The sequence below is a fragment of the Pseudomonas sp. HMWF006 genome (genome assembly GCF_003061205.1).
GTDB lineage: Bacteria > Pseudomonadota > Gammaproteobacteria > Pseudomonadales > Pseudomonadaceae > Aquipseudomonas > Aquipseudomonas monsensis.
The window spans coordinates 2,493-14,916 of the sequence record NZ_QAIU01000519.1 but is presented as its reverse complement, the minus strand read 5'-3'; the positions used below and the strand labels follow the sequence as shown (position 1 = coordinate 14,916).

Annotated in this window: 9 protein-coding genes and 2 pseudogenes; 3 read left to right on the top strand and 8 right to left on the bottom strand. The window is 60.4% G+C overall.

Going from position 1 to position 12,424, the window contains the following annotated elements:
• The 8 genes and pseudogenes from DBR24_RS23225 to DBR24_RS23180 form a co-directional block, all read right to left on the bottom strand.
• Nucleotides 1–521 (bottom strand): annotated as a pseudogene (locus DBR24_RS23225) (SDR family NAD(P)-dependent oxidoreductase); the annotation flags it as partial.
• A gap of 840 nt (nt 522–1,361) precedes the next feature.
• A complete protein-coding gene (locus DBR24_RS23215; protein ID WP_123470957.1) occupies nt 1,362–2,078 on the bottom strand; it encodes an ABC transporter ATP-binding protein in 717 nt (238 codons plus the stop codon).
• A complete protein-coding gene (locus DBR24_RS23210) occupies nt 2,075–2,947 on the bottom strand; it encodes an ABC transporter ATP-binding protein (RefSeq protein ID WP_128615917.1) in 873 nt (290 codons plus the stop codon). Before DBR24_RS23210 ends, DBR24_RS23215 begins: the two co-directional genes overlap by 4 nt.
• Entirely contained in the window at nt 2,944–4,245 is a 1,302-nt protein-coding gene (livM, locus tag DBR24_RS23205; RefSeq protein ID WP_128615916.1) for a high-affinity branched-chain amino acid ABC transporter permease LivM, read from the bottom strand. The genes DBR24_RS23210 and livM overlap by 4 nt, the downstream gene beginning before the upstream one ends.
• Before the next feature lie 3 nt (nt 4,246–4,248).
• Nucleotides 4,249–5,163 (bottom strand): branched-chain amino acid ABC transporter permease, encoded by a 915-nt coding sequence (locus DBR24_RS23200; protein WP_034151619.1) that lies wholly within the window; start codon nt 5,161–5,163, stop codon nt 4,249–4,251.
• Between the two features lie 241 nt (nt 5,164–5,404).
• On the bottom strand, nt 5,405–6,538 hold the full coding sequence (locus DBR24_RS23190; RefSeq protein ID WP_123470951.1) for an ABC transporter substrate-binding protein: 1,134 nt from the start codon (nt 6,536–6,538) through the stop codon (nt 5,405–5,407).
• A gap of 368 nt (nt 6,539–6,906) precedes the next feature.
• The gene (locus DBR24_RS23185) at nt 6,907–8,190 is read right to left on the bottom strand and encodes an FAD-binding oxidoreductase (RefSeq protein ID WP_128615915.1); all 1,284 of its coding nucleotides are present in this window, start codon (nt 8,188–8,190) and stop codon (nt 6,907–6,909) included.
• A 90-nt stretch (nt 8,191–8,280) separates the two neighbouring features.
• Nucleotides 8,281–9,771 carry an aldehyde dehydrogenase family protein gene (locus DBR24_RS23180; protein ID WP_128615914.1) on the bottom strand — a complete coding sequence of 497 codons (1,491 nt, stop codon included), beginning with the start codon at nt 9,769–9,771 and terminating at the stop codon, nt 8,281–8,283.
• Between the two features lie 163 nt (nt 9,772–9,934).
• Between DBR24_RS23180 and DBR24_RS23175 the strand changes: the two genes are divergently transcribed.
• The 3 genes and pseudogenes from DBR24_RS23175 to nadE all read left to right on the top strand — a co-directional run.
• Entirely contained in the window at nt 9,935–10,837 is a 903-nt protein-coding gene (locus DBR24_RS23175) for a LysR family transcriptional regulator (protein ID WP_123470947.1), read from the top strand.
• Between the two features lie 165 nt (nt 10,838–11,002).
• Nucleotides 11,003–12,226 carry a nicotinate phosphoribosyltransferase gene (gene pncB / locus DBR24_RS23170; protein WP_123470945.1) on the top strand — a complete coding sequence of 408 codons (1,224 nt, stop codon included), beginning with the start codon at nt 11,003–11,005 and terminating at the stop codon, nt 12,224–12,226.
• 4 nt (nt 12,227–12,230) lie between these two features.
• Nucleotides 12,231–12,424 (top strand): annotated as a pseudogene (gene nadE / locus DBR24_RS33395) (NAD(+) synthase); the annotation flags it as partial.

The following is a 12,424-nucleotide window of genomic DNA, read 5'->3' as shown; positions in this document are numbered from 1 at the left end:
CCCGTGCCCTGCAGGTCGCAACGCAGGTTCAGCGAGAACTGTTTAACGAACGCCTTGGTCGCGCCATACACATGGCTGCCCGGGTACGGATAGTTGCCGGCGATGGAGCCGAGGTTGACGATACCGGCGCCACGGCCATGCGCGATCAGGCGTGGCAGCAGCAGACGTGTGGCGTACATCAGACCTTTGACGTTGGTGTCGACCATGGTGTCCCAGTCATCCAGGTCGCACTTCGGCGCCGGGTCAACACCCAGCGCGAGGCCGGCGTTGTTGATCAGGCCGCGCAGCTTGGCGAACGATGGCGGCAGGTTGGCGATCGCCTCTTCCATCGCCTTGCGATCGCGTACATCGAGCACCAGGCCGTGGACTTCAGTCTGCGTGGACAACTCGGCGCACAGGGCGGTCAGGCGTTCTTCACGACGGCCGGTCAGCACCAGTTTCCAGCCGGCCTCGGCAAAACGGCGGGCACAGGCTTCACCAAAACCGGACGTCGCGCCGGTGATAAACAGGGTGTTGGACATCGTGTTCTCCTTGCTTCGGCCGCCGAGGCGGCCCTTGGAATAGAAAATCAGCAGGCAGCATGCCCGCCCGCGCATGCACGGGCAACACCCACAAGCTGTACAAAAAACAACCAAGCCTGCCAACACCATAGCCACCGTGGCCTGCAGCCATGTGCACGCATGTTATCCACAGTCCCTTCCACAGTTTCCGGGGGCAAGTGCAAACGCGCAAAGCCGCGCCACATAAGGCTTTGCGGGGGAAATAGAAAGTTTTTTGCTTGACCCTGAAGTGGCAGTTGTGCCGGACGTGGCATTTTGCACGACCGACCGGTCACACCAGTGATTGCGCGAGGCCAGCAATTACGGCCCTCAGCGCGGTCTTTCCAGAGTTTAATCACAGACTTATCCACAGGCTTGTTCACATGGAACAGCCTGATAGTCGACGCCCAGAAAAAGGTTGACAACGAAGGCGTCAGCTCCTGCAAAAAAGCCTGATCAAAAAACAGCCACCCCTTTGCAGGCCACGTTTTAAAAGGCTTGCAGCCAGATACACCCACCTTATTCACAGCCAGCTCCACAGCAAACGGGGACAAGTCAAAACTGTGGAAAAACAGCCATTTGCAGCGTCTATATGTCGCGCTTTGGCAGCAGGCGGAATTTGTTTTCCACAATTCGCGAATCCGGCGCAAATCAACTGTAGGAGTGAGCCTGCTCGCGATCGCGGTGTATCAGCCAGCGGTGATGGCGAATGGGAAACCGCGATCGCGAGCAGGCTCACTCCTCCGGGGTTTTGCGGTGGGTTTGAGAGATAAAAAAGCCCCGGGACTTGCGTCGCCGGGGCTGTGCATAACGTGGGAACAATCAGTGCCCGCCCAGATAAGCGTTACGCACCTCCTCATTCACCAGCAGTTCCTTGCCTGTGCCCGTCAGGCGAATCTCGCCGTTGACCATCACATATGCGCGGTCCGACAGCTTCAGCGCATGGTTGGCGTTCTGCTCAACCAGAAAGATGGTCATGCCGGTTTTCGCCAGTTCGCGCAGGGTGGCGAAGATCTGTTTCACCACAATCGGCGCCAGGCCCAGGCTCGGTTCGTCGAGCAGCAACAGCTTCGGCCGACTCATCAGCGCGCGGGCGATGGCGAGCATTTGCTGTTCGCCGCCGGACATGGTCATCGCCCGCTGCGTACGCCGTTCCTCGAGCCGCGGGAACAGTTCGAACATGCGCTGCATGTCTTCCTTGGCGTACTTGTCGCCAATCGGGATGGTGCCCATCAGCAGGTTCTCCTCGACGGTCATGTCGGGGAACACCCGCCGCCCTTCCGGCGACTGCGCAATGCCGTTGGAGGCGATGTAGTGCGAGGACTTGTGGGTAATGTCGACGCCTTGATAGAGGATCTGCCCGCCCGCCGCCCGTGGCTGGCCGAAGATCGACATCAGCAGCGTCGACTTGCCCGCGCCGTTGGAGCCGATGAGGCTGACGGTCTCGCCTTCGTTGATTTCAAGCGACACGCCTTTGAGGGCCTGGATCGGGCCGTAGAACACGTCCAGGTCCTTGAGTTGGAGGATCGGTTGGGTCATGCCACTTCCTCTTCATCGGCGCCGAGATAGGCGGCAATCACTTTCGGATCATTGCGAATCGCTTCAGGGCCACCTTCGGCGATGACCACGCCGTGGTCCAGCACCACGATGTGGTCGGAGATGCTCATGACCATGCCCATGTCGTGTTCGATCAGCACCACGGTCAGATCGTGCTCGTCGCGCAGCAGCCGGATCATCGCGCTCAGCGCTTCGGTTTCCTGAGGGTTGAGGCCGGCGGCCGGTTCGTCGAGGCAGATGATCTGCGGCCGCGTGCACATGGCCCGGGCGATCTCCAGGCGGCGCTGTTGGCCGTAGGACAGTTCACCGGCGAGACGGTTGGCGCAGTCCACCAGATCGACCACTTCCAGCCAGTAGAACGCGCAATCCAGCGCATCGCTTTCGGCCTTGCGGTAGCCCTTGGTGTTGAGGATACCGGCGAGCATGTTGCGGTTGACCCACATGTGCTGGGCCACCAGCAGGTTTTCCAGCACCGACATTTCCTTGAACAGGCGAATGTTCTGGAAGGTCCGCGCCAGTCCCGCACGGTTCACCAGATGCGTACCGCCGAACATCTTGTAGTACAGACGGCTGAGGAACGACTTCGGCGAAACGAAATCGGTCGGTTTGAACGATTCGCCCAGCAACTGGATGACGTTGGTCTGCTTGCCGCGCACGTTGAGTTCGATCTTGCCGCCGGAGGCCTTGTAGAACCCGGTCAGGCAGTTGAACACCGTGGTCTTGCCCGCACCGTTGGGGCCGATCAGGGCGAAGATCGAGTTGCGTTTGACCTTCAGGCTGACATCGCTCAAGGCCTTGATGCCACCGAAATGCATCATCAGTTTTTCCACAGAGAGTACGACTTCACTCATGGCGCAGCCCTCTCATAGTGAATGGCACCTTTGCGTGGAGTGACCCCGGTACGGCTGATGCGGATCAGCCCTCGTGGTCGCCAGATCATCATTAACACCATCAGGATGCCGAACAGCAGCACGCGGTATTCAGCGAAGCCGCGCAGCAGTTCCGGAGCAACCGTGAGCACGAACGCCGCGATCACCACGCCGATGGTCGAGCCCATGCCGCCGAGCACGACGATGGCGAGGATCAGCGCTGATTCGAAGAAGGTGAACGAGGTCGGGTTGACGAAACCCTGGTAAGTGGCGAAGAACACACCAGCGAGGCCGGCCGTCGACGCACCGATGGTGAACGCCGAGAGCTTGACCAGCACGTGGTTGAGGCCCATCGAGCGGCAGGCGATTTCGTCTTCACGCAGGGCTTCCCAGGCGCGGCCCACCGGCATCTTCACCAGCCGATGCTTGATGTACAGCACGGCCAGTACCACGAGGAACAATACCGCGTAGATGAAGTAATACTTCACGTCCGGGTTGTAGGCGATGCCGAAGAACTCATGGAACGGCACCCCGCCATCCTTCGCCCGCTTGCCGAACTCCAGACCGAAGAACGTCGGCAACGGCGCCGGCATACCGTTCGGGCCGCCGGTCAGTGACAACCAGTTGTTGAGGATCAGGCGAATGATTTCACCGAAGCCCAGGGTCACGATCGCCAGATAGTCGCCATGCAGGCGCAACACCGGGAAACCGAGGATGCAACCGGCCAGGCCGGCAGTGACCGCCGCCAGTGGCAGCACGGTCCAGAACCCCAGCCCGAGGTACTGGTAACCGAGTGCCAGACCGTAGGCGCCGATGGCGTAGAACGCCACGTAACCGAGGTCGAGCAGACCGGCCAGGCCGACCACGATGTTCAGCCCCAGCCCCAACAGCACGTAGATCAACCCGAGGATGACCACGCCCAGCAGGTACGAGTTGGAGACAAACGGCACGATGACCGCGAGCACAATCAGCAGCGGGATGATCCAGCGCAGACTGGATTTGTGGTCGGACGGCAATACATGCACGCCCGAACCACTGCTCTCGAACCCGTCGAGAATCTTCAGGCCCTTGGGCGTTTGCAGGAACAGGCTGAGGGCAAAGCGGCCGAGCATGACGATGCCGATGATCCACGCCACACGGGTCGGTTCGAGGTTGAAGCTGTAGCCGTCGAGTACCACGCCGACAATCGGGCCGAACACGATCAGGGCAATCAGGCCGGCCAGAATCGCCTCAACCAGGCTTTTTTTGATATCAATGCTTTTTTGAGTGGTTGAAGACATCGCTTACACCTTCGACACAAGAGGACGGCCCAACAGGCCCTGCGGCCGGAAGACCAGAACAAGTACGAGCAGCGAGAAGCTGAACACGTCTTTGTAGTCGGAGTTGACCAGGCCGGAGAACAGCGACTCGGAGATGCCGAGAATGATCCCGCCGAGCATCGCGCCAGGCAGCGAACCAATACCGCCCAGCACCGCCGCGGTGAACGCCTTGATGCCGATAATGAAGCCGGCATAGAAGTCGAAAGTGCCGTAGTTCATGGTGATCAGCACGCCGGCCAGCGCCGCCATGGCTGCACCGATGATGAACACATAGGAAATGACCCGGTCGGTGTTGATGCCGAGGATCGAGGCCATCTTGCGGTCTTGCTGGGTCGCGCGGCACATGCGGCCGAGCTTGGTGTACTTGATCACGTAGGTCAGCAGACCCATGCCGACGAAGGCGGCCACCAGAATGAAGACTTTGGTGTAGGTCAGTTGCACGAAGCCAGTACCGACTTCAACGCGCCACGCACCGCTCAGCAGGGTCGGCACACCCTGTTGTTTGGCGCCCTGGGCGATCTGTGCATAGTTTTGCAGGATCAGGGAGATACCGATGGCGCTGATCAACGGTGCCAGTCGGGTGGAGTTGCGCAGGGGTTTGTAAGCGACTCGCTCGATGACCCAGCCATACACCGCCGTGATCACGATGGTGAAAATCAGCGTGCCGAGCATCAGCAGCGGGAAGGATTCAATACCGAAGTAAGCCAGCAGAGCCAGACTGATTGCCGCCAGGTAAGCGGAAATCATGTAAACCTCGCCGTGGGCGAAGTTGATCATGCCGATGATGCCGTAGACCATTGTGTAGCCGATGGCGATCAGGCCATAGACCGACCCGAGGGTCAGGCCGTTGACCAGTTGCTGCAGGAAAATACCATCCATAACGCAATCTCACGCAGTGAGAACCTGCACATCGGTGATGTGCGGTTCTTCTAGGAAAAATACAGATTTACGTCGGAGCAATGTCAGAGCGCGAACAGTTCGAACACCACTGGACCTTGTGGGAGCTGGCTTGCCAGCGATAGCGGTAGAACATTCAACACAGTTGTCGACTGTCAGGCCGTCATCGCGGGCAAGCCCGCTCCCACAGGGATTTGCGGAGTTCAAAGGGTCGCGTCAGCCCTTACTTCTGTTTTTCCAGCTGGTGATATTTGCCGTCCTTGTCCCACTGGTAAACCACGTAGTCGGAGACTTTCAGGTCGCCCTTGGAGTCCCAGGTTTTTTCGCCCATCACGGTTTTCACCGGGTTGGCCTTCAGCCACTTGGCAGCGGCTTCGCCGTCGTTTTTCTTCGCGCCGTTGAACGCGGCCGCCAGGGTTTGTACCGAAGCGTAGGCGTACAGGGTGTAGCCCTCAGGTTCGGTACCGGCCTTGCGGAAGGCGTCTACCACGGTCTTGCTGTCTGGCAGCAGGCGTGGGTCGGCGCCAAAGGTCATCAGCACGCCGTCGACGAATTGCGGGCCACCGGCGGTGGTCACCAGTTCGTCGGTCACAATGCCGTCATCGGACATGAACTTGACGTCTTTCAGGCCTTGCTCACGCAGTTGGCGAACCAGCGGACCGGCCTCCGGGTGCAGGCCGCCGAAGTAGACGACATCGGCGCCAGCGCCACGGATCTTGGTGACGATGGTGCTGAAGTCTTTTTCGCCACGGGTCAGGCCTTCGTACAACACAGGCGTCACGCCGCGTTTGACCAGTTGTGCCTTGGTGGCATCCGCCAGGCCTTGGCCGTAGGTGTCTTTGTCGTGCAGCACCACGACTTTCTTGCCCTTGAGCACGTCGACGATGTAGTCGCCGGCCACAATGCCTTGCTGGTCATCACGCCCGCACATACGGAACATCGCGCTGAGGCCACGCTCGGTGACTTGTGGGTTGGTCGAACCCGGGGTGATCGCGATGATCCCGGCTTCGTCGTAGATTTCCGACGCTGGAATGGTCGAAGAGGAGCAGAAGTGACCGACTACACCGGCGACTTTCTGGTTGGTGAGGTCCTTGGCGACCGTCACGGCCTGCTTCGGTTCGCAGGCGTCATCGCCCTTGACCAGAACGATTTTCTCCCCGTTGACGCCGCCCGCCGCGTTGACCGCGTCCGCCGCGGCCTGTGCACCCTTCATGTACTGCTCGCCAAATGCCGCGTTGGCGCCAGTCATTGGACCCGCTACACCGATTTTCACATCAGCTTGAGCAAACGCAGAAACACCCAGCGCAGTAGCGACTGCGAGGGCCAGAAAGCCTTTCTTGTAAAACGTCTGGGACATGAGGTGGTGCTCCAAGGTTTTTTTTAGTTGGCACTGCGACTTCACTTCACTGATTGCTCTGAGCAAGCGCCGTGCCATCGGTTTTTTATTCTTCAAAAAGTCGCTGCTTTCTTGTTATTTCGACTGTTTCGTTCCCATTTTCATTGGGCGTGCAACCGTCTAAACCGCGGAAGGTGAAACCTTTTAAAATCTCAGGCGCAACCCGCTTGCGCCATCATTGCAACCGCGGCACCAAACGACGTGCAACCAGCCTGTAACAGCCCGCGTCACCGAACTGCACACTGCTGGTGCGGGACTGCTACAACCCGCACCATTACAGGCTAGTCGCTGCATCGAAAAGCGCCGCTTCCGGCAACATATTTCAACACTCAGATAACGATGCGCAGGCACTGGCCCGCGTGATACAGCGAGAACCCGGCCTCGTACAGGCAACTGCGCAGGCCCACACCTGCCAGGGGCTGCATCGGTGCAAAAGGAATCGGCAAGGCTTGAGGATTGCCGTGACACAGGTAATCGGCGAACGCCTTGCCAACCACCGTGCCGGTGGTAACGCCACGCCCGTTGTAACCGGTGACGGCCACCAGTCCCGGTGCCGGCTCGAACAGGCGCATCAGGTGATCGGGGGTGAAGGCGATGCGCCCGGTCCAGGTGCACTCCCATTCCACCGGCTTCAGGTTAGGGAAGTAGTGTTGCTGCACACGATCGGCCCAGGCCTTGAGAAACCACGTGGGTTTCTGATTGCCGTTGCCGAGGCTGCCGAGCAACAACCGTCCGTCCTTGTCGCGGCGGATGCTGCTCAACACTTGCCGGGTATCCCACGAGCCCTGCCCGCCCGGAAGAATGGCCTGCGCGGCGTCTTCGGTCAGTGGCACCGACGAGACCTGGTAGTAGTAGCCGGGGAAGAAGTTACGCTTGAGTTCAGTCCAGTCGCCTTCGGTGTAGGCGTTGGAGGCGATCACCACTTGCTCGGCGAGCACCGAACCCTGCCCGGTCTGCACCGACCATTGCGGGCCCTGGCGTTCAAGGCGGGTGACCGGCGAGTGATCGAACATCTGCCCGCCCAACCCTCTCACAGCGTTGGCCAGACCGGTGACATAGGCCATTGGGTTGAGCGTGCCGGCGCGGCGATCGAGCAATGCGGCGGCAATCTTTTGCGTACCGGTGGCCTGTTCACAGGCCTTGCCGGTGAGCAACTCGACCGGCGCACCACGGCGCTTCCATTGCTCTTCGCGACTGCGCAGATCCGCCTCACCCTTGGCGTTGTGCGCCATGTGCAGAGTGCCTTCGCGGCGCAACTGGCAGTCGATGTTGTATTTATCCACCAGGCTGAACACCAGCGCCGGCGCCGCCCCGAGCATGCGGTTGAGCTGACTGCCGACCGCCTCGCCGAAACCGGCTTCGATCTCGTCCGGTGGAATCCACATGCCGGCATTGACCAGCCCGACGTTGCGCCCGGAACCGCCGTGCCCGGCGCGATGCGCTTCCAGCACGCAGACGCTTTTACCTTTTTCCAACAGATGCAGCGCCGCCGACAACCCGGTAAACCCGGCACCGATCACGCAGACATCGACCTTGACCTCGCCGCGCAGCGCGGTGTTATCCGGGCGTTGCGGCGTGAGTTTTTCCCACAGACATTCTTCGCGTAACGGCATTGCCAAGCTCCTGTCGGAGCAGCTGCAAGCTTTAAGCTACAAGCAGCAAGCCGATCTGCTTGTAGCTTGGGGCTTGAGGCTCGCTGCTGCTTAATCGAATGTAATGCCCTGCGCCAGCGGCAATTCCAGCGAATAGTTCACGGTGTTGGTCTGGCGGCGCATGTACGCGCGCCATGCGTCGGAGCCCGACTCACGACCGCCACCGGTTTCCTTCTCGCCACCAAACGCGCCGCCGATTTCCGCGCCGCTCGGGCCGATGTTGACGTTGGCGATGCCGCAGTCACTGCCGACCGCTGACATGAACCGCTCGGCCTCGCGCACGTCGGTGGTGAAAATGCACGACGACAGGCCTTGTGGCACCGCGTTGTTCAGGCGCAGCGCTTCCTCGAAATCGCTGTAGCCGACCACGTAGAGGATCGGCGCAAAGGTTTCGCTGCAGACCACATCGCTCTGCTCCGGCATTTCAACGATGGCCGGCGACACGTAGTAGGCATTGGGGAATTGCTCTTCGAGCTGACGCTTGCCGCCGAATACCCGGCCACCCTCGCTCAGCGCCTGCTCCAGCGCATCCTGCATGTTTTCGAAGCTGTGCTTGTCGATCAGCGGGCCGATCAGATTGCCTTCCAGCGGATGACCGATGCGCACTTTCGAGTACGCAGCTTTAAGGCGAGTGACGATCTCTTCCTTCACCGACTCATGGGCGATCAACCGACGTAATGTGGTGCAACGCTGGCCGGCAGTGCCGACCGCGCTGAACAGAATCGCGCGTACCGCCATCTCGAGATCGGCGCTTGGGCCGAGGATCATTGCGTTGTTGCCGCCGAGCTCCAAAATGCTGCGGGCGAAACGCGCGGCGACTTTCGGCGCCACTTCGCGGCCCATGCGGGTGCTGCCAGTGGCGCTGATCAGCGCGACACGCGGGTCATCGACCAGCGCTTCGCCGGCATCGCGGCCACCGATGATCACTTGGCACAAGTTGGCCGGGGCATCGGTGAAATTCTTCACCACACGATCAAACAGTGCCTGGCAGGCCAGTGCGGTCAGCGGGGTTTTCTCCGACGGCTTCCACACCACCGGGTTGCCGCAGACCAGCGCCAGCGTAGTGTTCCACGCCCACACCGCGACCGGGAAGTTGAACGCACTGATCACGCCGACCACGCCCAGTGGATGCCAGGTTTCACGCATGTGGTGGCCCGGGCGCTCGGAGGCGATGGTCAAGCCGTACAACTGACGGGACAGGCCGACGGCGAAGTCGCAGATGTCGATCATCTCCTGCACTTCACCCAAACCTTCCTGGGTGATCTTGCCCGCTTCCCACGACACCAGCTCGCCGAGATCGGCCTTGTATTCGCGCAACACTTCGCCGAACTGACGCACCAGTTCGCCACGACGCGGGGCCGGAACCTTGCGCCATTGCTCGAACGCATGATCTGCGCGACTGATGTGCTGCTCGACTTCGGCCGGGCCTTCCCAGTTCACCGCAGCGATGCGGCTGCCGTCGATGGGCGAATGCACCGGCACCTTGCCGTTCTGGTACAGGGCCGGGTTCACACCGAGACGATCAAGCAATGCGGCAACCATGGGTCACTCCTCAAGCAAAAAACTGAATGTGTGCGGACGCTTTTTCGCGACCGGGCAGGCCTTTAGTTGTAGCGTCACAATGGCGAGGCAACAAACGACCTTTACGCGAGATATCATTCCGTTTATTCATGCTGCGCTGAGAAAGACAAGAAAAGGACCACCCATGCTGAATAAACGCCACCTGCCGTCGATCACCGCGTTGCAGTGCTTCGAGGCCGTGACCCGGCACTTGAGTTTCACCCGGGCCGCCGAGGAGCTGAACCTGACCCAGAGCGCCGTCAGCAAACAGGTGGCGCAGCTTGAGGAATTGTTGCAGCACTTGTTGTTCCGCCGCGTGCGTCGTCGCTTGCAGATGACCCCGGCCGGGGATTTGTACCTGGTGGAAGTCCGAAAAATCCTCACCCAGGTGGAAATGTCGACGCATTACCTGCGTTCCTACGGCGGCGAGACCGAAGTCCTGCGCGTGTCTACGCCTTCGACCTTCGGCGCCCGCTGGCTGGTGCCGCGCCTCAAAGGCTGGCGCCTGCGCCACCCGTCGATTCACCTCGATCTTTGCAACGAGCAGGAGGCGGATGATTTGCTGCAAGGGCGCAGCGATCTGGCGTTCTACTTCGGCCAGGGTTCACGCCCCGGCACCGAGTGCCTGAAGTTGTTTGGCGAGGAGCTGGTGCCGGTCTGTGCGCCGGGCAGCCTGCCGGACAAACCCTTCACTGACCCGACGCAACTGACCGACCTGGTGCTGCTGCAAAACGCCTCGCGCCCGCAGGCCTGGCACGACTGGTTCGACAGCCAGGGTTACCAGACCGAGCACAGCTACCACGGGCCACGCTTCGAAACCTTTTATATGTGCATCCGCGCCGCCCAGGTCGGTTGCGGTGTGGCGTTGTTGCCACGGTTTCTGGTGGAAGAGGAATTGGCCGACGGCAAACTGGTCATTCCCTGGCAGCATGCAATGCCCAGTTCCGACGCTTATTACCTGGCCTATCCGGAGCACGCGGCGGAAGTGCCGAAGGTGCGCGATTTTGTGAAGTGGATGCTCGAACAGATTGATAGCCCGGATGCCTGACTATCAATCGCCTGACACACCTCCAGTGGCGAGGGCGCTTGCTCCCGCTCGCCCCGGTTGACCTCACGCACAGCAGAAATCGCTGGCAATCCCTGCCGCTGATATGCGCCACTAGCACCATTGTTTGATACCGCGCCGGGCGCGGTGCACCTGGAGACCCCGTTTATGAGCGAGAGTGTGTTTGCCGATCGCATCGTGCAGAACCTGCTCGACACCGACTTCTACAAACTGACGATGATGCAGGCGGTGCTGCACAACTACCCCAACGTCGAAGTCGAATGGGAGTTCCGTTGCCGTAACGCCGAGGATCTGCGCCCGTATCTGGCCGAGATCCGCTTTCAGGTCGAGCGTCTGGCCGAATTGAGCCTGAGCGCCGACCAGTTGAGTTTTCTTGAGCGCATCAGCTTCATCAAACCGGATTTCCTGCGTTTTCTCGGGCTGTTCCGCTTCAACCTGCGCTACCTGCACACCGGCATCGAGAACGGCGAGCTGTTCATCCGCCTGCGCGGGCCGTGGTTGCATGTGATCCTCTACGAAGTGCCGTTGCTGGCCATCGTCAGCGAAGTGCGCAACCGCTATCGCTACCGCGACACGGTGCTCGAGCAGGCCCGCGAGCAGCTTTACCGCAAGTTCGACTGGCTCACCGCGAATGCCTCTGCCGATGAACTGGCGCAATTGCAGGTAGCCGATTTCGGTACCCGTCGACGCTTCTCGTACCGCGTGCAGGAAGAAGTGGTGAACGTGCTCAAGCACGATTTCCCCGGGCGCTTCGTCGGCACCAGCAACGTGCACCTGTCCCGCGAGCTGGACATGAAACCGTTGGGCACCATGGCTCACGAATGGATCATGGCCCACCAGCAACTCGGCCCGCGGCTGATCGACAGCCAGATCGCTGCGCTCGATTGCTGGGTCCGCGAGTACCGTGGCTTGCTGGGGATCGCCCTGACCGACTGCATTACCACCGATGCGTTCCTCGGCGATTTCGACCTGTTCTTCGCCAAGCTGTTTGACGGTTTGCGTCATGACTCCGGCGATCCCGTGGCCTGGGGTGAAAAATGCATCGCGCACTACCACAAGCTCGGCATCGACCCGATGAGCAAGACCCTGGTGTTCTCCGACAGCCTGACCCTGCCCAGGTCGCTGGAAATTTTCCGCGCCCTGCACGGCCGGATCAACGTGAGCTTCGGCATCGGCACCAACCTGACCTGTGACATTCCAGGTGTCGAACCGATGAGCATCGTGCTTAAAATGACCGCCTGCAACGGCCAGCCGGTGGCGAAGATCTCCGACGAGCCAGGCAAGACCCACTGTAAAGACCCGAATTTCGTCGCCTATTTGCGACACGTGTTCCAGGTTCCTGCCGATTCCAGTCTATCTAGCAAGGAGTGAATTCATGCAAGCCGTACAGCGTGAGATTGCTGAACAGCTCAAGGTGCAACCGCCGTTCGCTGACTATCAGGCCCTGCAGGCCGAAGTCGCCCGGCGCATTACCTTTATTCAGGATTGCCTGGTCAATTCCGGGCTCAAGACGCTGGTGCTGGGCATCAGCGGCGGTGTCGACTCGCTGACCGCCGGCCTCCTGGCCCA